Annotated in this window: 15 protein-coding genes; 5 read left to right on the top strand and 10 right to left on the bottom strand. The window is 37.4% G+C overall.

The annotated features are described in order from the left end of the window. Positions 1–8: 8 nt before the first annotated feature. From NZ923_01900 to NZ923_01870, 7 genes are all read right to left on the bottom strand, one after another. A complete protein-coding gene (locus NZ923_01900; GenBank protein MCS7228772.1) occupies positions 9–3386 on the bottom strand; it encodes a hypothetical protein in 3378 nt (1125 codons plus the stop codon). Between the two features lie 70 nt (positions 3387–3456). After that, positions 3457–6426: a TonB-dependent receptor gene (locus NZ923_01895; GenBank protein MCS7228771.1), complete on the bottom strand. Its 2970-nt coding sequence runs from the start codon at positions 6424–6426 to the stop codon at positions 3457–3459. Positions 6427–6457: 31 nt separating this feature from the next. Further along, a complete protein-coding gene (locus NZ923_01890) occupies positions 6458–6964 on the bottom strand; it encodes a hypothetical protein (GenBank protein ID MCS7228770.1) in 507 nt (168 codons plus the stop codon). A 410-nt stretch (positions 6965–7374) separates the two neighbouring features. Then, positions 7375–8958, bottom strand: a complete 1584-nt coding sequence (gene serA, locus NZ923_01885) for a phosphoglycerate dehydrogenase (protein ID MCS7228769.1) — start codon at positions 8956–8958, stop codon at positions 7375–7377. Positions 8959–8983: 25 nt separating this feature from the next. Continuing rightward, entirely contained in the window at positions 8984–10177 is a 1194-nt protein-coding gene (locus NZ923_01880) for an alanine--glyoxylate aminotransferase family protein (GenBank protein ID MCS7228768.1), read from the bottom strand. 46 nt (positions 10178–10223) lie between these two features. Continuing rightward, a complete protein-coding gene (gene surE / locus NZ923_01875; GenBank protein MCS7228767.1) occupies positions 10224–11015 on the bottom strand; it encodes a 5'/3'-nucleotidase SurE in 792 nt (263 codons plus the stop codon). Positions 11016–11021: 6 nt separating this feature from the next. Continuing rightward, a complete protein-coding gene (locus NZ923_01870; GenBank protein ID MCS7228766.1) occupies positions 11022–12938 on the bottom strand; it encodes a tetratricopeptide repeat protein in 1917 nt (638 codons plus the stop codon). 139 nt (positions 12939–13077) lie between these two features. On the opposite strand from NZ923_01870, the gene NZ923_01865 reads away from it, so the two are divergent. The 5 genes from NZ923_01865 (at position 13078) to NZ923_01845 (ending at position 19091) form a co-directional block, all read left to right on the top strand. Beyond that, on the top strand, positions 13078–13713 hold the full coding sequence (locus NZ923_01865) for a sterol desaturase family protein (GenBank protein ID MCS7228765.1): 636 nt from the start codon (positions 13078–13080) through the stop codon (positions 13711–13713). Between the two features lie 232 nt (positions 13714–13945). Beyond that, positions 13946–17464, top strand: coding sequence for a DNA polymerase III subunit alpha (gene dnaE / locus NZ923_01860; GenBank protein ID MCS7228764.1), 3519 nt, complete (start codon positions 13946–13948; stop codon positions 17462–17464). A gap of 16 nt (positions 17465–17480) precedes the next feature. Further along, complete coding sequence (gene trxA / locus NZ923_01855; GenBank protein MCS7228763.1) at positions 17481–17816, top strand: thioredoxin TrxA; 336 nt, start codon at positions 17481–17483, stop codon at positions 17814–17816. 62 nt (positions 17817–17878) lie between these two features. Further along, a complete protein-coding gene (locus tag NZ923_01850) occupies positions 17879–18325 on the top strand; it encodes an arsenate reductase ArsC (protein ID MCS7228762.1) in 447 nt (148 codons plus the stop codon). Further along, positions 18309–19091, top strand: a complete 783-nt coding sequence (locus NZ923_01845; GenBank protein MCS7228761.1) for a type III pantothenate kinase — start codon at positions 18309–18311, stop codon at positions 19089–19091. Before NZ923_01850 ends, NZ923_01845 begins: the two co-directional genes overlap by 17 nt. Here NZ923_01845 and NZ923_01840 read toward each other — a convergent pair. Genes NZ923_01840 through NZ923_01830 form a run of 3 tightly spaced genes read right to left on the bottom strand, consistent with a single transcriptional unit; the run spans position 19081 to position 24160 of the window. Then, positions 19081–21084, bottom strand: a complete 2004-nt coding sequence (locus NZ923_01840) for an adenylate/guanylate cyclase domain-containing protein (protein ID MCS7228760.1) — start codon at positions 21082–21084, stop codon at positions 19081–19083. The two genes, NZ923_01845 and NZ923_01840, sit on opposite strands and share 11 nt — an antisense overlap. Positions 21085–21087: 3 nt before the next feature. Then, entirely contained in the window at positions 21088–23472 is a 2385-nt protein-coding gene (locus tag NZ923_01835) for a hypothetical protein (protein MCS7228759.1), read from the bottom strand. A 4-nt stretch (positions 23473–23476) separates the two neighbouring features. Then, positions 23477–24160, bottom strand: coding sequence for a FecR family protein (locus tag NZ923_01830; protein ID MCS7228758.1), 684 nt, complete (start codon positions 24158–24160; stop codon positions 23477–23479). Positions 24161–24164 lie beyond the last annotated feature (4 nt).

Raw genomic sequence — 24164 nt, 5'->3', positions numbered from 1 at the left:
ATTAATTTTTAGTATACTCTCAAGATTTGTTGCTCTTGTATTATAGCAACCTTCAATACTTTAGATTTTCCAAGATCTGGCATATCAATATGCACGACATAGACACCACTTGCAACAGGGAGATTGTTATCGTTCCTGAGGTTCCATCTTGCAAACTGGGTATCATCATCTTTGACTATCGTCCTCACAAGCACACCTGAGAGCGTAAATATTCTTATTGTTGCTTTCCTCGGCAAGTGGCTAAATGTTATGAACTTTTCTTCTCTGACTCTCTCACGACTATTAAATCCATAGTATGGGTTCGGGAATGCATTTATCTTTTCAACATCAAGCTTTGCTTGCTCAACGCTTTCTTGTGGTTTAGGTGCAGTAAATGTAAATTCATCAGTCACAAAGTTTATATGATTAGTGTAGAATTCAATTACATCGTCCGCTGAAAATGCAACATTTCCTCTGCGATTCCAAGTTGCTGTATACATAGTCGGTAGCGGTACGTTCAAAATATCCCGCATAAGAGCAGCAACTGGAGTTTCAGTATATGTAGTATCAAATATGAATAACCATTCACGAGGTCCATATATTTCAACATTATCTCGCCCTACGCTTGCAAGAACATCATGTGGAGCAGGCCAATATCTACCATCTACAAGTCCATAAACTTTTCCATCTGGAGCTGGATTTGCATTATTCTCTAAAAAGCCAATCGCAAGCTTCCTAGGCGGAGTAGATTCAATATCATACACAGTTAAGGGTACCTTTACGAAATCCTGATATGGATAACCTGCAGTTCTATTAATAAACTTTGTGCCATCTACTACAAATGGTGGTGGAACATTAGCAGCAGGTGGTATCGCAGCAGTTGCTCTTCTCAAATATCTATATGCGAAAGAAGCATTTGGATGATTTGGATCAAAGTTTCCATTTACATCAGTTGGAGCAAAAACAATTCTAATGTTTTTTAAACGATCAGGAGTAATTGGATTACGATATGTTCCAAATATTGTTCCAGGATTAGCATAACCTATAGCTCCACCGAAGTTTTCAAAATGTAAACCATCACCTCGTTCCCAAGTGATCTTTCGCGTTCCACTTACGACTCTCCAACCACCTTCATCGTCAGTTTTCATCCTCGGTGGCGCGTCAAGAACTTTGACCATTATTCCATCAACAATGTAATATGAATCATCACCGCTTTGATTTGTCTGACGACTTAATTTAACTCTATTCGCAGTTACATCAATCAAATTCCATACAACTTTACCACCAACAGTATCAAATGTAACCCTATAAGTATTACCTGTTAAAGCCATCGGGTCTACAACGATCGGATAAACTTTTCCATCGCTCACTCGCCCCGGAATTCTTGAACGATATGTCACTTTCAAAGTATCTCCAGCAAACGCACCTAAGGTAACACCAGGTTTTGGTGATTGTGGAGTAACTGCTATGATTACTGGCTTGGATTCCAAAGCTCTAAATGGTGCATTCGGATCATCAGTATATGAATAAGCAGTAACTGCAAAGTAATATGTTGTTCCATTTGCTAACCTCGTATTCCTAACATAATCTCTATCAATTACAATATATCTCTTTATACCGGTATTTCGCCCGGCTTGGACTGGTTTTGTTACTATAACTCCTGTTTTTTCGTCTATAGCTCTATCTACGATAACAGTAATATCGTTAACCACATCATAAGTTGCTATCTTTACAGCATCCTCTAATCTTGCAGTTTCGGATGGGAATTGATAAACATTGTAACCCTCAAATCTGAAGCCCTTTCTTACGACTTCTTCAGTGTTTCTTATAGCTTCAATATCATCACCCCAGTTCAAGATAATGCGCCCATCAAGCGGAACAGCGGTAACCTTTGGAGCTGGTGGTGGAGATGGCAACTCAAACAAGTTATCATAAGCATATTGTGCAAAAATATCGTTATACTTCAAAATAGTTATACTTGACTTATAATCAGCTCCAAGCCCACCAACCAAAGCGATAACAATTTCTTGGGTATCACCAAGAGCCATCGTAAATGGACCCGTTGACATCACCATCCTACGATCTCCTGGTGGGAATCTGTTCGGATTTTGAGGTGTTGGACGTCCATCTATATCGCCTGTCCCAGTTACTGGATCTCCAGCAAGTTCATATTTAGTCACATTACCAAGATGATCTCTTATTGGTATTCTTGCTGGATATTCAGGTCTTGGTTCAAATCCAGCCATGAGGTTATACCATTGTAATGTTCCGGTATATGCACCACCTCTTGTCGGGTCACTTCTCGGGCTTCCTGCGGCAAAGAATGTGAAAACTGACATCGGCTTTGGAGATATATACTTATATCCTCTGCGCCACTTGAAATCAACTATTGCTGAGTCATTCGGATTTCCGGTTCTGATAACAGCACCTTGCAAGAAGTCATATCCACCCGCTGGTGGAGCAAGTCCATATCTGTTAAAGTAAATAGCATCCACTGAACTTGAGTTATATACATAACCTAAGTTTAGCACGGTATCACAACCTACAAAGTCATCCGTATACTGACCAAGGTCTGGATCTGACCACTGAACGATATACATTGAGTCAATTACCGCTCCAGCTTTTGTCGTAGGAGTTCCTTTATAAATTATTCTTGCTCTCTTGAAAATAACATTTCCAAGTGGATTTGCAAATGCATATGCCCAATATGTTTCTTGAATCTCAAGACCAATTGGTGGTGAACCATAAGTTGATGAGGTTCTACCAGCATCAAGATCATTATAAACAATCCACAAGGTCATACTTGCTCCAGGAACACCTGGAATATCAATGTTTGGCTCATAAATGCCGTTTCTATTTCTGTCATCAAATGGCGCTCCCAAACTTGCAGGCCATTCCTGCCAATCAATTCTATATTGTTCTCTTATCTGATCAATTTCTGCTTGTGTTACTTGAGATGCTGGCTTTTGGAAGAAATCGGCAGCGTCTTCCGTCAAATCAGCTGTTGCCCAATCAGGTCTAACTCTATATGGACGCAATTCAGGTCCTCTCGTTCTATCTGGCCTTATAATTCCACTTCTAAAACCTGAAGAATAAACAGAACCATTTACTCTTACCACAGGTGTTTGTCCATCATCAACTTTTCCACCAACGACCACTGCTTCAGAAAATATAAATCCAGCGGTTCCCTTTGGAAACGTACCGTTAAATGAACCTTCTACAACCCAATCATGGAACCCATCACCTCTTACCCATGTCGTGATGTTGTTAATGTTAACAACCGTCTGTGCAGGATTTAACTGTCCTACTTTCATGAAATCTTTGATATCACGCTTTCCATCCGTATCTCTTGCAAACATAGGATTTAAGATTAGAATTAACGCTACAAGTAATCCAAATAATTTCATAGTTTCATTCCTCCTTAAATTTTGTTTATAAATTCATAACGACAGGGGGCGAGAAAGCCCCCTGAAATTTTTAGAACTCAACAAGAACACCAACACGAATCTGGCGTGGTGAACCAAATAAATCAAAACCGTTAAGTATTATGTTATGCTGTCTATTCTGCAAGTTAATCACACGATACAGATCAGCAAACCTTTGACCTATCGTATTAACAACTCTTTGTCCATCCTCAGTTGTTAAAAATCCATCATCATAAGCATTTCCGGTTGCATAATAGACATTTATCACATTTCTTGTATTAAACAGGTTCTGAACATAAGCATAGAAGTTGAAATCAACATTGAAAATTGTTACAGTCTTATCAATTCTCAAATCCACATTGAAATTCCATGGAGTTGTTGAAGTATTAATAGGCTCAACTGGAACTCTCTGCCTTGAATCACTGTCATTCAAAATTCCACCAGTCCAAGCATCTTGCTGACCCAATCCTGGAACTTTAGCTCTGGTGAATCTGTGTCCACTGTTAAATGTAAATAGAACATTGATACCTAACCTTTCAAGTATAGGACCACCATCACCTTTACCAAATCTGTAATCTAAAATAACTGAACCTCTGTGTCTCTGATCATATGTAAGCGGAATTATAATCGTAGGTGCAACACCTGTGACATTCAAAGCGCCACCAGCGCTATTCGGGAAAGCATTGGTTCCTCTTGAATCTGATAATGTGTAGTTCACTTGAGCTTGAACACGAGCAACTCTTCTAAGCGTCAATCTAAACTCTATTCCTTTTGTCGTAGCAAAGTCCTGATTTACATAAACAGGATACGAAGATGGATCCCAACCAGCAGCGGTTCTAACGAATCCATATTGTACCTGACCACGGATATCTTTGTAGAAAGCAGTTATATCAAACGCTGCATAATCCGTGAATTGCTGTGTGAAACCAATTTCATATTGAGTTGTTCTAGTTGGTTCCAAATCAAATGCTATCGGATCTGAGAAATAAAATCCACCTATAAGTTGTTGAACTGCTATACCCATGCCCCTATAAGCTACATCAAGCCCTGGTGCCTGAACAAATTTACCATACTGGAGATGAAACACAGTTCTATCTGTTACTGGGAATGAGAAGCCAAGTCGTGGTAAAGCATAGGTAAATTTCCTACCTTTCGTGATACTTGTATCAGGGATTACATAGTTATTTTCATCTCTTACTGGACGGGTTGGATCAACATACTTCCATGAATCCATATCAATGTGATCAAATCTTATTCCAGCATTTATGATTATATCATCAAACTCTATCTTATCTTGGATATAAGCAGAGGCAAAGAATGGATGTTTAGGTCGGTTAACACCCGAGTTAATTTCTCTTCCCAATTCATCATAACCAAAGTTATTCACGAAGTTTCTTCGTATGACTTTAATAAGCGAATCAACATTTCTTGCATATTCTGGGCTAGACCTAATAAACGAATAAACCGCTGCAATTCTACCAAGCGATATACTATAGTTCCTTACTGTCCATCTTTCAAATGATCCACCCAATTTAAATTCATGCCTTCCAACCTGTGATGTCAAAGCAACAGATCCACCATAATAACCTTGTTTCCCCTTGGCATATCCAGTAGCTGGCGTCCCAGGCCTGTCAAATGGGAAACCATAGAAATCATATTGTGCTGGTGCAATTGTATATCTTCTAAATCTCCAACCATACTCTGCTGCCCTTGCACTATCCATATATGCAAAAAGGTTGTCTTTAAAGTGCCTATCATATTGCTTGAATCTTCTCTCAAGGTAATTTAAATTAACTTCTATGAAGCTCTTTGCTGTAAAGAAATATGTTGCCTTTACATTCAAGAATAAGTTATTCTCATCAAATAAAGGCAATCTCTCTAAATTAAACAAACCAATGAGATGTTGTCCTCTTAATCTTGTTCTCTGCCATGTAAATGACCCAGCAGTTCTAATATAGAGTGGTTTCAAATCAAACAATAATGTCCCATTGAAGGTATAACGATTTTGGAATCGCCCTATTATATTACCTGGGGTCCACTTTAATATCTGAAATTCCCTAGGATCACCCAACCGACGTCCTGTATCATAAACAGTATCAACTGGAGCTCCATCAGACCATCTCTCTGGCGAACCATACCAAAATGCCGGTCTGTAGTCCCTTATAAAGAAGTTTTCACCAACCAAGAAAGCGCGAATTCTATTTGTAAACACAGGACCACTAACACTTAGTACATAATCTGAATACCCATATGAATAGGTTCCAAGGAACTTCTTACCCGGATAATTGCCAAAATTGTCGGTCTCTATTCTGACTGATCCCTTAAACTTCTCAGTTCCAGTTTTAAAGTTTTGCTGAACCAAACCTGCATTTGCCCCTCCAAACTCTGCATTATAACCACCAGCTTGAATCAAAACTTCCTCAAGTGCATCAGGAATCACCGAAACTAACTGCCCACCATCTCTGCTCACAACATTCCTGACATTTGCACCTTCAAGTATAAATCCAGTTTCATCTGCTCTACCACCTCTAATATGGAATCTACCATCCTGAAACACAACACCAGGCTGGAGTGCTATGTAAGCTCCAAGACCTCTAACAGGCAACTTTTCAAAATCTTCAGATTTAATTACTCTTATTGCGTTCGTTGCGCTTTTTTCAATCAACGGTCTTTCAGCAATAACTACAACTGGTTCAGCAACTATAGCTGTTGATGGTAACTCAAAATTAACCTCCGCTGTTAATCCAGCTATAACTCTGATACCCCGTTTCGTTTCATCTTGATAACCGACATACGAAGCACGAACATCGTAAACACCAGGTGGGACATTTAAAATCACATAACGCCCTTCCATATCAGTTGCAGCACCAAGAGTTGTTCCAACAATTATAACATTTGCACCAATCAACGGTTCCTTTGTCTCCCTGTCAACAACTCTACCAGCAATTTTACCATATTGAGCAAAACCAATTGAGTAACAGAGGATTGCTAGTATAAAAATGAGAAAAATTTTACGCAACATAATTTTTATACCTCCTTAAATTTTTAATTTTTTAATCGTCAATTAATGCTTTGCTTTTCATTGGCGAATCATACAGAATCACAGTATATCTCCTTTTAGCTTCAGGATTTATAACAACTGATGTTAAACTATCTCTTCCTGAACGCGCAATAAATGTATAAGGCACACCTACAACTCTAAATTTAATATATGAACTTACCCTACTATAGGCGAGAGGAAATGCGATCGTCGTATCTCTTGTACCAACTCTGACCCTTACACTGTCCACACTTCTACCGCCTCTTACCCCATGGAAAACCCTAACTTGGAAAGTATCGGCTGGGAAAAGATGAGAGCCTTCTTTACTATCCTTTGTTTGCCATATATACCTCTCATCAGCTTTTACAAATGTTCTTGTCGTTGTGTCACCAATAATAAACACTCTCATTTTTCTTTCAGTATCAAATACGATTGAAAAGGTATCGTTTGGAATTCTCGGGTTTTCATAATCAACCACTACTTTTTTTGCACCTGAAGGAACTTCTCTATAACTTGGCATCTGCTCACTAAAAGCTACCGTACCAAATGATTCTCCATCAACTTTGATAGATATTCCTCCAACACCTATTGCTAAATTTACAAATTGAACTTGGCTCTTATAATCAATGGTAGTTATATTCTGAACACTCGTATCTACGCACGAATTGAAAACAACGATCACGAAGGAAAAAATCAAAAGGAAAGCCAAAAATTTGTAGTGCATATCATTAACCTCCGTTTAGTTTTTTGGTTTGCTTTCTTTTTTGGCGAGGACAAACAACGATAAGAAGTAGCAATTCAAACTCTCAAACCTCCAAATTTTGTTTTCGTTTAAATTCAACATCACTAATAAATATAATACCCAAAATCAACTTTGTCAAGATTTTCGTAAGCATATTAAACTTAACAGTTTTCAAAAATTGTGCCAAATTATAGCTTAACTACCCTAACATCAAAAATCCCATCTACTGATGAAATCTCCCGCAACACATCTTGGGAAATTTCATTATCAACGCTCATAACTGTTAAAGCGTTCTTCCCAACCCCATATCTACCGAGAGAAAGGCCAGCTATGTTAATATTTGAACGCGCGAGAATTGAACTTACAGAAGCAAGCATCCCCGGTCTGTCAATGTTTGAATAAACGAGCAATATCCCTTCAGGTTTGAACTCAAAATGAAAATCGTCAACGCCGACAATTCTTATATCCTTGTTCCCAAAGACAGTACCAGCAACCGTTCTTTTCTCTTTGTCGGTTCTAACCTCAAATTTTAAAAGATGTGTGTAATTTCCCTTGTCCTCACTTGTTCTCTCACTTACGCTAAGACCCATCTCGTTTGCGATCACAGGAGCATTTATGTAATTAACAGGTTCGCTCATAAGATAATTTAACAGTCCCTTCAAGAAAGCAGATATTAAAATTTGTGAAGAATTTTTCAACATCTCGCCGACAAAAATTCCTGAAACACCGAGCAGCTTTCCTTTCAAAATTTGAGCTTGAAACGAACCAATCTTCTCAGCCAGTAATAGATACGGCTTTATTTCTTCGTTCATAGCAAGTTGTAAAATTTCAGCATTGACAGCGCCGACGATTGCGCGTTCCTTCAAAGCATCAGCAATTTGATGTGCTATCTGAATTGCGACTTTCTCTTGCGCCTCCTCTGTAGCTGCGCCGAGATGCGGAGTCACTATGACCTTCGGATGTTTAATCAACGGATGATCTTTCGGTGGAGGTTCTTCAGAAAAAACATCAAGCGCAGCTCCTGCGACATGACCAGATTCAATCGCTTCAAGCAAAGCCATTTCGTCAATTATACCGCCACGAGCACAATTTATGATCCTCACGCCACGCTTACACTTGGCAAGTTCATTCTTTCCAATCATTCCACGAGTTTCATCATTCAAAGGGACATGAACAGTTATAAAATCACTTCTTCTGTAAATTTCATTAAGATCGGAAACAAGTTCAATCCCAAGCTTCATCGCAATTTCAGATGAAAGGACGGGATCATAACCAATAACATTCATGCCAAAAGCTTTACATCTTATCGCAACTTCACGTCCTATCCTGCCAAGCCCGATTATCCCTATCGTCTTTCCATAAAGCTCCACACCCATGAACTTCTTCCTGTTCCAATTTCCCGCCTTTAAATCATTACAAGCCTGAGGTATGTTCCTTGCAAGTGCAAGGATTAAACTCATCGTATGTTCCGCGGTTGATATCGTATTTCCGCCGGGAGTGTTCATTACAATTATACCGCGCCTCGTTGCTGCGTCAACATCAATGTTGTCAACACCAGCACCCGCTCGTCCTATTATTTTCAGTTTTCTTGCTTCGTTTATTATGTCTGCCGTCACCTTCGTTCCGCTCCTAACTATTAAAGCAACATAGTCATTGATTATACTTTTAAGTTCATCCTTTGAAATTCCCGGCTTCAAATCAACTTCAAAACCCTCGTTTCTCAAGATGTTAACACAACTCTCCTCAATTGGATCAGTGATTAAAACTTTCATTCTCTAAATAAATGAAAATTTGTTTTCAATGGCAACAACTTAAGAATTCGTTATTATTATCTTGTGCCAACTTGCTTTTTTCAAAATCAGCAAAAACAGATTGAACAGCTCTTACACCATCACCAGGATTAAATTCCTCAAATCCTGCTTCAATCAGCGACATCTCAAGCGCAGAAATAACCCCGACGATATCAATTTCATCATAATAACCAAGATGCGAAATTCTGAAAATTTTATCCTTCAAGTGTTCCTGTCCCCCTGCAACAGTTATACCATATTTGTATTTTAGAATTTTTTGAAACTCTTTTTTGTCAATTCCATCTGGAAAATATACCGCTGTCACGGCATGCGATGGTGGCTCACCGAAAAGTTTCAAGCCGATTGCTTTGCACCCTTCCCTTACAGCTTTTGACAACTTTTCATGCCTTCTCCATATGTTCTCAAGCCCTTCCTCCTTTATCATTTTTAAAGCAACATCAAGCGCAACTACAAGAGCAATTGCTGGCGTCCAAGGTGTATCGCCGTTCTGAAGAGCTTTTCTTGCCTTTTTTAAACTGAAATAATACTTCGGAAGATTTGATCTTTCAACCAGATTCCAAGCTCTGTCGCTCAACGCTATAAACGAAAGACCTGGCGGTATCATCAACCCTTTTTGTGAACCCGTTATCACAACATCAAGCTCCCATTCATCCATATAAAGTTCATGAGCTCCAACCGATGTGATCCCATCAACCACGATAACAGCATCAGAGTTATTATGAATTATTTTCGCAAGCTCTTTTACATCTGTAAAAACCCCAGTTGAAGTTTCACTATGAGTTACAAAGACAGCTTTCACATCTGGATGTTTTTTCAATTCATTTTTAATTTCATCTGGAGTTACAGCTCTTCCCCACTCAATTTTAACTTCAATTGCATCAACGCCATACGCACGGCATATTTCGCCCCATCTTTCACCAAATTTCCCACCATTTACAAAAATTGCCTTATCCCCAAAAGACAATAAATTTGCAACAGCTGCTTCCATTGCACCTGTGCCACTGCTTGTCAAGGTATAAACATCTTGTTTTGTCTGAAAAAGATATTTTAAGTTCTCATTCACGCGTGAGAAAATTTCAATAAACTCAGGATTACGGTGATGAATTATTGGCTGTGCCATCGCCAATGCAACACTTTCAGGTACGGGTGTGGGACCGGGAGTGAAAAGTCGTTTTTTCATCTTCTATTTTTATTTCGCTTTTTTTGAAAGAAAGGTAAAACTTTTTTTAATCTTTGTCAAGAATTTTCAAAAGATTTTCAAGCCCTAATTTTTTTAACTCATCAATCATCTTGTAGTTTGTCAGATCAAATTGAATCGGTGTGATTGAGATATAATTATTCTGCACCGCGGTATGATCAGCGCTTAAATCGTCCTGCTCATTGTTTATGAATCTCCCCGTGAGCCAATAATAATCTCTACCGTTTGGATCTTTGCGAAGTTCAAACCAATCATCCCAGAAAGCATTACCTTGACGAGTGACAATTACTCCTTTTATTTCGCTTTCAGGAACTGGCGGGACATTGACATTTAAAAGCGTCCCACGAGGCAAGCCATTTTTATAAACAAACTTAGCAAGTTTAACAGCGAATTTCGCTGCAAATGAAAAATCAGGATTCGGAGCATAGGTCGCAAGTGAAATTGCAATAGATGGAATTCCAAGTATCATTCCCTCGGTAGCAGCTGAAACAGTGCCTGAATAAATTATGTTAATTGATGTGTTAGTTCCATGATTTATCCCTGAAATTAAGAGATCAATTTTTTTATCTTTCAGCAACGCCTTGACAGCGATTTTAACTGCATCCGCAGGCGTTCCATCAACAGCGTAGCCAAAGAATTCACCATTTTTATAAAACGGATTAACTCTCAAAGGATATTGAACTGTTATCGCATGCCCGACAGCGCTCATTTGCTTTTCGGGGGCGACGACAGTTACATCTGCAATTTTCCTTAATTCCAAAACAAGAGCGTAAATTCCCTCTGCATTTATACCATCATCATTTGAGACAAGTATGTGCATCGTTGTTTATCTTCTCTTTTCTTTGTTTTTTTCAGTTTGTTTTTCAAGTTTTTTTAGTTCCTCAACCTTCTTCAACTCTTCATAAGCCTCTTTTCTATCTGGATTTATTTCGGCTGCCTTTCTCAAAATCCTCTCAGCATCTTCAAATCTCCTGGCGTTTGAATAAACCACACCGAGATAAACATATTGCTCATAATTTAACGGATTATAACTTATCGCCTTTGTAAACGATTCAATCGCTTTATCGTAAAGTTTGAGTTCATTATAAACTTGCCCTAAAAGAATTCTTATAATCCAGAAATCATTCCCACTTGAAAGAGCCGACTCAAGCATAGATCTTGCCTCAATCCAATTGCCCTGAATTTTATAAATATCAAAAAGTCGCTCATAAGCAAACACGAAACTTGAATCAAGCGAAATTGCTTTTGTAAAGTAAATTATCGCTGGATAAAAATCGTTATCTTTGAAATAAATCTCCCCAATTGTATAATTTGCTAACGGAAATCTCGGCTCAAGCAAGACCGCTCTTCTTATTGCATCAAGCCCTCCAACTTTATCTCCAACGGATAATCTTCTCAATCCCTCACGGTAAAGCTCAACCGCCTCAACCGATAAATTTTGTTGTTTTACAAAAATCATCCCCTTCAAAATTTCAAGCCTTCGTATAAGTTCAAATTCCGTTAACTTTTTTAACGCTCTAATTATGTAATCCCTGCTTGCGGAATAGTCCTTCTTGATATAATTATCAATTGCGAGATAAATTTCATAATATGGTTGCGGAAGATAAGGTGAATTGTTTAGAAGATTAGCGAGAAATTTCTCATCAAAGAGAGTCCCCTTGTTTTTCAAATTTGAGATGCAAACGCGCTGAAATATGCTATAATCTCTTTCAACCCCGAAAACCCTCAAATTAGCTACAACTGTATCTGGCAAAACGAACTCAAATTTTGTAGTATCAGGATTGTTCCAAAAAGATTCAGATGTAAATGCGTAAGCAAGAGCATCAATGACAAGGCGATATTTAAAATTCAACCCGCTTTCGGTATTAAGCCAAGAGACGCTCTTAACATCAAGACGATACTTTTCAGCGCGAACCTCGTTTTCAAGCTTTTCAAAATATCCATTAGCCCGAGAAAGCATCGCGAAAACCGATGTATCAGCGAGGACATTTAACTTTGGAGTCAAAACAGAGTTAACATAATTTTGGAATTGAACTTTTAAACTATCATACATTCTAAGTTTATCCTCTGGCTCCATAGTTGCTGAAACAACGGAATTGAACCTATCAACAAGTCCAATGAGAATATTGTCAAGCGATTTTATACATTTCTCTCTTGCATCTTTGTAAAAAGAAAATTTCTTTGACATCTCATCAGAAACGACCCCAAATAGAACATCCGCCGATCTTTGATATTCACCACTGTTATAAAACTTAACTCCGTCTTGATAAGATTTAAATAACCTTGAATAACCTTCCCATAAATTTTCAGGGATGCTCATCTCTCCTGTGCTAACGACCTTCTCGGAAATTGGATAATTGATTTTAAATGGCTTTTCAATTTTAAACTTTTTCTCAAAAGCTATTATTAAACCTGTCTTCCCACCGACCGCCACAATATCATAAATTTCCGGATAATAAACATTTCCATCTTGCTGGATTAAAACCTTTGATGTAAATTCCTTCGCGAACTCTTCGTCAATCGCCCAATCCCCTTCTGGAAGACAAACAAAATAATAATATGCTCCCTTTGCGACATCAATATCTGTGAAATTTTCCTTCGCCCCCTCAACCGAAAACTTGACAGTTAAAAATCTCTCGCCTCTAAAGATCGTCTTTTCACGAACTTTCAATGTTACGCTCTGCGAAAAAATTTCAGAAACAAGTATAAGTAAAGATATGGTTATGATTGTTGAAAGCCTCATTTTGATGTTCTTTTAGTTTTTGTCCTTTTGAAAATTAGAAAAACTCGTAGTTAAAATCAACTTTGATAGTTGAACCTCTTAAACTTGCTTTTGTTAATTGTTCAGTTTAAATTCTTAAAAAACAAATCAAGGGGAAAAAATGGCTGAATATGTCAGAGCATACACCAGAATTCCCGATTATCTTTACCCTCGCAAAGGTTCTGCAGTAATGTTCAGGAACAAATTTTTGGAAGCACTGACCAAAACTCATCCGCTAACGCCGGTTATCATATATCTTCCCGTGGCTTCATACTTTATTTTTTACTCGTTAAGTAAATTAAACTTTCACTCCATCACCGTTGCAGGGCTTTTTACGAGCGGGATCTTTTCTTGGACACTTGCCGAATATCTTTTACATAGATTTGTCTTTCACTTTGAGCCCAAGTCAAATCTCGGTTTCAAAATTCAGTTCATGATTCATGGTGTTCACCATCAATATCCAAACGATCCTAAGCGACTTGTCATGCCTCCTGTTGTAAGTTTAATTCTTGCCATTATGTTTTGGTACTTTTTTAAATTTTTGTTTGGAATTTACGCATTTGCCTTCTTCCCTGGTTTTGTTGTAGGCTATATAATTTACGATATGACACATTACGCAATTCATCATTTCAAGCCACCTAAAAATAAAATCCGCTACCTTTGGAAACATCATCTCCAACACCACTACAAAGCGCCTGATAAAGCGTTTGGTGTTTCATCTCCACTTTGGGATTATATTTTCGGAACAACGATCTAACAACAAAAACATCCGATAAAATTTGATACCATGCTCTGACAAAATAAAATTTTAATTTTGACGCGATTGTCAAAAACTTAATCTGACATTGCAGAACCTAAAGATCACACAGTTTAATGAAAGCGAAATTTTAAATTGCTTCCTTGCTTTCGTAAAATAAATTTAGATATGAAAAAATCCTTCCGCACTCGTTCTTGAATTTGAAATTCAGCTTCTTTATATTCTTGTGTCTTTGCTTCAGCGGTGTCAAACAAAAGGATTAATAGCGACGATGGCTGATTTCGTGCATCTTCACAATCATTCCCACTATAGTATTCTTGACGCTATAAGCACGATTGATGGAATAATTGAAACAGCGGTTCAAAATAAAATGCAAGCAGTTGCATTAACTGATCATGGAGTTCTATTCGGAGCACTTGAATTTTACATCAAAGCAAAAGAAGCTGGAATTAAACCAATCATTGGAAGCGAAGTTTACATCGTTACTGAAGGTTCAAGATTTGATAAAACGAAAGGAAGCAAAGAAGAAGAATCCGATCTCGCTGTAAGAAATAAGAAAACACATTACAAACATCTCGTTTTACTTGCGAAAAATGAAATTGGATGGAAAAACCTAATCAAACTTATAACAATCGGGCATACAGAGGGATTTTACTATAAACCAAGAATTGATCTTGAAGTTCTTGAGAAATATAAAGATGGTCTCATAGCTCTATCAGCATGCATAGGTGGTGTTGTTTCAGCTCATCTCGTTGATGGGGACTATGAGGGCGCGAAGAAGATGGCAATGAAATTTAAAGAACTTTTCGGCGATGATTTTTATCTTGAAATTCAAAATCATTTTATAGATAAAGAACAACCCGTTTTACAAGGAATGCCACGCCTTTCAAAAGAGCTCGGAATAAAGCTTGTTGCAACGAACGATTGTCACTACATTAAGCAAGAACACGCGCTACCTCACAACATCTTTATATCAATTCAAGATAAGAACTCGGTAAAAGATATTTACCAACTTAAATATGGAACAGACCAGGTTTATTTTAAAAGCGCTGAAGAAATGTATCAAGCCTTCAAAGATTTCCCGGAAGCGATTGAAACAACGCTTGAGATAGCAGATAAATGTAATCTTGAAATTGAACTTGGCAAAAATTATCTTCCCCATTTTCCGATCCCCGAAGATGCGGAAGTTAAAACCCCCGACGAATACCTTGAAAAACTCGCCTTAGAAGGGCTACAAAAAAGATATAAAACGATAACAAAAGAAATTGAAGACAGGTTTAGATACGAACTTGATGTAATAAAGAGAATGGGCTTTTCAACATACTTTCTTATAGTTCACGACTTCATAAGTCAGGCGCGAAAAATGGGCGTCGCTGTTGGTCCAGGTCGCGGTTCTGCTGCAGGTTCAATAGTTTCTTATGCACTTGGAATTACAAACATTGATCCATTGAAATATGGCTTACTTTTTGAAAGGTTCTTAAACCCAGAGCGAGTTTCAATGCCAGATATTGATGTTGACTTTGCCGATGACAAAAGGGAACTTGTAATTGAATATGTTAAGAAAAAATACGGGGAAAAATCCGTCGCACAGATAGTCACATTTGGAACCCTTTCATCTCGTGCTGTAATAAGAGACGTAGCAAGAGTTTTGGGAATTTCACTTCAAACAGTTGACTCAATTACAAAAAATATCCCAGTTCATCAAGGCAAACCCTTACCATTAAGTGAAGCACTTGAGCAACCAGAGCTTGAATGGCTTAAAAATACAACTGACCCGAAATTAAAAGAACTTGTCAAATATGCACTTATTCTTGAAGGTTTAAACCGTCATCCATCAACCCATGCCGCTGGAATTGTGATCGCACCAGGAGATATAAGCGACTATGTCCCGCTTTATCAAACCCCGCAAACTGAATTAATGACTCAATACGACAAAGATTACCTTGAAAAAGCTGGACTTTTGAAAGTTGACATGCTTGGCCTAAGGACATTAACGGTTATAGTTAACACCTTAAAACTTATAAAGCAAAACTATGGGATTGAGATTAATATAGACGAGATACCACTTGACGATAAGAAAACATATCAACTTCTCGGCGAAGGCAAAACGGTTGGGGTTTTCCAATTTGAAAGTTTCGGGATGCAGGAATATCTAAGAAGATTAAAACCTACAAACATCCAAGACCTAGCTGCGATGAATGCTCTTTACAGACCTGGTCCAATGGACATGATTGACGATTACATTGAGCGAAAACACGGAAGAAAACCTGTTGAATACCTTCATCCAAAACTTGAACCAATTTTGAAAGAAACTTTCGGAATCGTTGTTTATCAGGAGCAAGTGATGCAAATTGCAAATCAAATTGCCGGATTTTCGCTTGCAAAGGCAGACCTTATGAGAAGAGCGATGGGCAAAAAGGACAAAGAACTTATGGCAAAGCAAAGAGACGAGTTCATTGAAGGAGCAGTTAAAAATGGAATAGATAGAAAAACTGCCGAAGAAATTTTTGATATGCTTGAAAAATTCGCATCTTATGGTTTCAACAAAAGCCACGCCGTTGCCTATGCCTATCTTGCGTATCAAACAGCATACCTAAAAGCTCACTATCCTGCAGAATTCATGGCTGCGACAATGTCAAGCGAGTTGAACAACACTGACAAAATAGTTCAATTTATTGATGATTGTAGAAGAATGGGAATTAAAGTGTTGCCTCCAGATGTCAACGAAAGCAACCTTGATTTTACAGTTATAGATCAAAAAACGATTAGATTTGGGCTTGGTGCAATTAAAAATGTCGGTGAAAACGCCGTAAATGAGATAATCCGAGTTAGAAACGAAGGTGGAAAATTTAAAAATTTGTTTGACTTCTGCGCAAGAGTTGATCTAAGAGTTGTTAATAAAAGAGCAATTGAAAGCTTAATTCAAGCAGGAGCTTTTGACTCGCTTAATTGTGGCCATAGGGCGCAACTTTTAAAATCTATTGAGATAGCGATGAATTACGGGGAAAAAGTCAAAGTAGGTATGAAAAATGGACAATCCGATTTATTTGGCTTTTTCAGCAGTGAAGCAAATGTAGAGAATTATCCTCCACTTCCAGATGTGAACCCATGGAGTGAAATGGAAAAACTTTCCTATGAAAAAAATGTTTTAGGATTTTATGTCTCAGGGCATCCATTGATGAGATATCTTGATGAAGTTGAAACATTTTCAACAGTAAAACTTGGCAATGTTGACTCTGTCACAGATGGACAGATCGTTCGCGCCTGCGGAGTCATAACGGATATGGAAACCAAACTTGATAAAAACAAGAATCAAATGTTAATTTTTGAGCTTGAAGATTTCACTGGTAAAGCTGAGTGCGTTGCTTTCAGCGAAGTTTATAAAAATTACTCAAGATATCTTTATATTGAAGGTCTCGTTCTAATCGTTGGTGAAGCGAAAAAACAAGGCAATTCTCTAAGGATCACAGTTAAAGAGGTCTATCCACTTGAAGAAGTAAGGGAAAACTTCACTTACAAAATCATCACTTTCGTAGATAAAAATGAACCGCCTGAAAAGGTTGAAAAACTCACGGAACTTATTAAAAATTGCGATGAGGGAAATTGCTTGATAGAAATTGATGTTATGGATGAAGGAACAATAACTCAAAGATTTGAAATACCCCATGCTTTCATCAATCCATCTGCTGATTTAATAAATGGTTTAAGAGAATTGTTCGGGGAAAAAAGTGTTAAACTAATTCCAAAATAAACTAAAAGGTGATGAAATGGCGAAAAAAATTATTGAACTCAATGATCAAAACTTTGAAGATGAAGTCCTTAAATCTGACAAACTCGTTCTCGTTGATTTCTGGGCTGAATGGTGTGCCCCTTGCAGAATGATCGCTCCAATAGTTGAGGAAATAGCAAATGAATATGCTGACAGATTAAAGGTCGGGAAACTAAATGTTGACTATAATCCAAAAACAGCAATGAAATATGGAATAATGAGCATTCCAACGCTCTTACTGTTCCAAAACGGTCGCGTAATTGAGCAAATAGTTGGAGCAATGCCAAAGAAAAATCTCCTCGCACGACTTGAAAAATATCTTATGCCAGTATAAAATAATAGGGAGACCGAAGCGTCTCCCTTTTATTTTTTAATTAACTAAAAAGAGCGAGAAAAATGATAAAAGTTCTATTTCTCTGCACTGGAAACTCCTGCAGAAGCCAAATGGCAGAAGGTTTATTGAGACATTTTGGCGACAACAAATTTGAGGTTTTCTCCGCTGGAACTAATCCATCATTTGTCCATCCACTTGCAATTGAAGCAATGAAAGAAATTGGAATAGATATCTCAAACCATAGATCAAAAAGCGTAAATGAATTTATTGATCAAAACTTTGATTATGTGATAACTGTTTGCGATAGAGCTAAGGAAGTATGTCCAAATTTTCCCGGGCAAGTTAGAAAAATCCACTGGAGTTTTGAAGATCCCGCCGAGGCAAGGGGAACAAGGGAAGAAAGAATGAAAGTTTTTAGAAAAGTTAGAGATGAAATTAAAGAGCATATAATTGCTTTCATAAAAGAAATTGAAACAAAATCTCAACTTGAAAATGCTTCTGGCAATTGACATAGGAAACACGCATACCGTTTTTGGAATCTACAAGGACGGGGAATTGCTCCACGATTGGAGAGTTTCAAGTTTGATAACAAGGACTGAGGACGAAACTTGGCTTTTAGTTAAGTTTTTCTGCAACGACGCAAATGTGAACATAGAAGAGATAACCGGCGTTGGGATCTCATCCGTTGTCCCAAATCTTACTGATGTCTTCGTTTGGATGAGCCAAAAACATTTCAAGACAGATCCAGTGATCGTTTCATCTGATTTAGATCTTGGAATAAAAATTTTATATGATGATCCAAGTGCAGTTGGAGCAGACAGGTTATGTAATGCGGTGGCAGGATATACAAAATATGGTGGTCCTGTGATCATCGTTGATTTCGGAACAGCGACAACTTACGATGTTGTTTCAGAAAATGGAGAATATCTCGGTGGAGTAATAGCACCTGGAATTGAAACAAGCGCAGCAGAACTCCACCGAAGAGCTGCAAAATTACCTAAAATTGAACTTCACTTCCCCAAAAGCGTCATAGGAACAAACACAGTTTCAAGCATGCAATCTGGAATAATGTACGGCGCTGTTGACGCAATGGAAGGGATGATAAAAAGAATTAAAAACATCATAGGTCAGCACGCAAAAGTTATCGCAACTGGTGGACTTGCAAAAGCGATAATAGAGAAAACAAATGTAATTGATTTCTACGAACCTTCACTAGTCCTTGACGGAATTTATATAATTTACAACAGAGTGAAAAACAAAGTTTTCAGTCCATAATCTTGATAAGTTTCTTCTCTGAAATTAAAACATCAAGAAGTTCATAAATTTTCACTGACTTCGTCTTTCCCTTTAAGGTTATCTCGCCAATTTCCCTGACATTAAAGTAATCCTTAACTTTCTCGTAAGTATATTCACTTATAATTATGTTCGTCCCAAATTCTTTATTTATCGCCTCAAGTCGTGCCCCAAGGTTTACACTATCCCCTATAACTGTGTAATTAAACCTACCATAACCACCGATATTTCCAACAATCATTTCTCCTGTGTTAATTCCAATTCTCATATAGAGTAAAGGTTTCCCTTCCTTTTCCCATTTAACTCTCAATTTTTCAAGCTCAAATTGCATCTTTAAAGCACAAAGACACGCCCTCAACGCATGATCTTCGTAATAGATCGGTGCGCCCCAGAAAGCAACAATTGCATCCCCAATATATTTATCAAGAGTTCCACCGTATCTAAAAATTACCTTTGTCATTACCTCAAAATACTCATTCAAAAAGTTGAAAATAAATTCAGGTGGATATGCTTCGCTTATCGTCGTAAAATTCCATAGATCGGTGAATAAAACCGTCATCTCTCTCTTTTCACCACCCAAACGAACAACCTCAGGATTTGAAATAAGCTGATTCACAACCGATGGATGGACATAATAGCTGAATATAGTTTTTATAATTTTCTTCTGTTTCCGTTCAGTTAAATACTGATAAACAACCGAACCAATATACGCAACAGAAGCCCCAAGAACAGGGGAAATAGCTGGAAGAATTAGGTTAACTTTAAAAGCAAGTACAGTGACATAAGCCCATATCGCAAAAAGAAGAAATAAGCTTAAAATTCCAAAAATTTCTGCAATGATTTCAAAACGAACTTTCAAATGTCTAACCGCAATAGATAAAACAAAACTTAAAAGAGAAAAGATGAAAATTATCAAAAATGAAACAAACCCCGAAGTTTTCGCAATAAACTTTTGCTCAAGAACGGTTGAAATTGCATTTGCGTGGATTTCAACTCCATACATTAGATTGCTTTCGTCCTTTACAAACGGACTCGGTAAAAGATCACTAAGTTCACCCTTAAACTCTGGAACTGCGCTTCCAACGATTACAATTTTATCTTTGAAAACATTATCATACAAAAGCCCATAATCAGGATTATCAAATGTGTTTATATCTCCATACTCCAGTTCATCTTTTGTCTTGAATTCCTTATCGTCAAGGACATCAATAAAACTTATATATTTGAAACTTCCCGCAGGTCCAGCAAAATTTATAAGCCAAGTTTTATCATCAAATTTCGGGATCTCTAAACTTCCGAATTTAAAAGTTCCATTTTCAAAAGGATTTTTAGGCGGTAAATCATAAATTGAATCAATTGTTAATCCGTAGTATAAAAGCAAAACCGCAGTTCCAAAGCTCGGAAAAATCGTATCCCCAACCGAAAAAACAGGTAGATATCTTCTACAGACACCATCGTGATCGCGCAAAATCTCAACTATTCCAGGCTGAGATCCTGGCGTTCCGATGAAAATGTTTCTTAATAAATTTTTTGTTTCTACAATTTTGCCTTTCATAACCACGCCTCTTGTTTCGCGCCCCGCGAGAACAACATTTCCAAATTCTTCAATTGCTTTTCTGAATTCCCTATCACTTTGAGGATCTCTATCGGGAGAGTCAAAGTTTATATCAAAAGCCACAATTTTGGCACCAGCTCTTTTAAGATTTCTTAATAATCTCGCATAATAATTCCTCGGCCACGGCCATTTATCCGGAGCTCTATCAAGAGATGATTCATCAATTGAAACAATAACGACATCAGATAAATCAGCAAAATTTGGAACAACACCCCTGTAATTAAATCGTAAATCTATAGTTTTTAATTCAACCCCTTTCAAAACGGGAATGTATTCAGCAGTGAAAAACGAAATTACAGCGCTTAAAAAAGCAACTAACAGAGAAATTTTTAAAATATCATATCGGGCTCTTTTATCCATTTCTCAAAAAGATATTTTGTAAGTTAAATACGCAACCACATCAAGATAGTTATAAAACAACAGGTTGCAGTTTAAATTTAAACTCTGATTTTGAGCAAATTCATAAGATCCACCAAAATAAATGTAAAGTCGCTTCAGATCCCCAAAACTTGGTGCAAGGTTACCCCAAACACGCGCCTTTCCGATTCTATAATCAGCTCCACCGCCAAACGAAACATAATTGAATCTCTCATCACGATTTCCGATAAATCTATTCCCTGAACCAAAAACTGCTTTCTTGAACTTTGAATTATTGAAACTAAAAATGAAATTACCTCGCAGGTTTTCACGAATGTCCGAATACAGCGAAAGAACAAAATTTACATTACTAAAATCCGAGTTCAAGATCGTTTTATCATCAGAACCAGATACAGAAAAAGCGAAATTAACTCTGTTTCTGAAGATATATTCAAAGTTATAACTTACATCAAAACTCAGCTTGTTTATTTTGACATTCATCGCTCTAAGCGTATCATTAAAAGGCAAACCATTATCGCTCGTTGATTGTGAATATGTTAAAGCCAAATTCGGAAAATTCATAAGCGGGGAATACATTGCGGAAACTTCCCATGTGACAAATTTTGTAGTATAATCGCGCTGGTTTCTTGTATTGTCTCTTAAATTTTCAAATCTCAATGTCAGAAACACCTGATTCTTTAACAATCTCAATCTATCAAAAATTCTAAACCCTTGTATATCTTGCCTTAAATATGGTTGACCAAAAGATAAATACTCATTTCCGTGAAAGATGTAATCAAACTTAAAAAGGTTTCCGAAATAATTTAAATTCAAGCCGAGTTCATAAGCAAGGGAAGAAAGCCCAAGTGGATTTATGGGAACCACATACTGATTTATGGGAACAAATTTTTCAATCAATGGGCGATATTTTTTAAGATTGTCCCTTAAGTCGGGCGTATCTTTGAAAAGTGAATCAATATCTTGATTAGTCCAACTTTTCGCCTTCAAATTCTCATTTCTTATGCTCAAAGCACCTTGTGCTCTTATTTCTGCTCTTTGATTATCAAGCGAAAGCAATAGGTTTGAGCCGAGCACGATATTTCGTTGTGGATTTCCTCCAAACTTTATTGATGTTTTATCATCTTCAGAAACAAGATATGAAAAACCAAGTTCAAAATTCCGCCCAAATTTTAAAGCTGGCTTTATAGCGAAAAGATTCCTACTATATGTGCCATAATTATAAATACGAACCTTCCTAGTTGTGCTATCATAAATGCTATTTTGTGGTAATGTTCCTCTTAAACTGTCAATCGGTATTTCTCTCAACAACGAACCTTCAACTTTTCTCATCACCTCACCGCTTACGACCTCAATTTGGAAGTATCTTAAATCAAGTTTACCATAAAACCCCCTAACCCTATACCCACTTAACACGAGCGTTGAGAAATTTGGATAAACATCCCCAAAGCCTAATCTAACCCAATCAGATAAATTGCCCTCAACCCAAAATCTATGCTGTGGTTGGATGTTGCTTCGTTCTTCAGTTGTGAGATATAAATTTGTATTAAGACTTAAAAACCTATAACTGCTGTTAAAATTTCCCCTTCCCCTTATATAAAAATATCCACGATTTTTAACCGACTCTTGTCTTACTTCAATTTCTAAATTCGCTCCGTAATTAATTGCTCGTTCCCTCCGCTCAACTTCAACTGGTGAGATGACCGTAAATTCCCAAGATGTCCGCGCGACAACCTTATTCGCTCTATCTCTTAAAATTATAGTAGCTCTTTGAACGCCTGGTTTCACCTGAAAATTAACATTATCAGGTATGAAAGTGACAAGCTCCGGGGAAATTACCGATAAGTTTGTCACATCAACATTGTTAAACAAGATCTGAGTTTTTTCAGGATCAAAATTCTCAACCCCTATAAGTGAAGCAGAGATGATTAGTTCTTCTAAACGGACGCTTGTTCCTTTATCTGGACTCAAGATAATAATTGCTTCAGATTCTTCAGGTGCTGAGATCGGTATCTGCATAAACTCTTCTGGGCTTCTACCTGGGAAATAACTAACTTCCCGATTTTTGTCCATAATCTCAAGGAAAAGCTCAAGTGATGGAGATTTAACATTTTTACCTGGGATTGTCACGACAATAATATTTTCCCGAGACAATGGTATTTCAATTTGATTAAATCTACTTTCTCCAGATGCTCTGTAGAACAATTTTGCTTCCATTATCTGTGCCACATTTGTAAATTCAATTCTTAGCTTTAGTTCCTCACCACTAACACCTCTTTGAGTTGGGACAACGCTCAAGATATATTTAGTTTGAGCGGGGGAAATAAATGTGAAAAGGAAAGATAAACAAAAAAAAGCGAGAATTTTTGACATGGGATTATTTTTCTTTTATTTTAATCCTGATCTCTCTTCCTTCCCCCGTTTTACCTCTTATCTCAATTTCTCTTTTTTCAACAGATCTTCTTATTTCTTCAGACCTTTCTCTTTCGCCTTCGGTCATCTCTCTCACTACAATTTCCCCCGCTCTTGTTGATATCCCAATTTCTCCCTCTTCAACAGTTTCACTTAAATTTGAAAATCTATTAAACAAATAAACTGCTCCCTCTCTTACCATCAAAGTATCAGCTTCAAAGCTTGAGAAAAGAACACCTTCAGTACCTCTTATTGTCGCAACCGACAGAGGAGTTGTGAATTCAAATTTACCCTTAATTTTTGTTACCTTGAAATCAACCCCACCGTTTTCAATGTTGACCTTTCGTGAATAGTTTCCCTTTGGATTCTCAGCTATAATTTCAAGCACCGTATTTTCCCCAACCCTTAAAAAACTTCCATCAAGAAACTTAACAAGAAGGAAAGATTTCTGTTCTGTTTTAACCATCGCTCCAGATATAAGACTGGTTCCTTTTTGCGCAACCTTCCAGTCCTGTATTTGAGGTGGTTTGTGATATGCTTTATTCTTAACAAGCTGAACGACCGCTATAGTCGGAACATAATTTACAAAGCCAAAAAATAAAGCAGCAAAACCCAAAATTAAACCGATTTTTAAAATATCTTTCCCCATTTTT

This window comes from Candidatus Kryptonium sp. (assembly GCA_025060635.1).
Lineage (GTDB): Bacteria > Bacteroidota > Ignavibacteria > Kryptoniales > Kryptoniaceae > Kryptonium.
The sequence above is the reverse complement of the archived record's forward strand: the minus strand, read 5'-3'. Positions and strand labels throughout refer to the sequence as shown.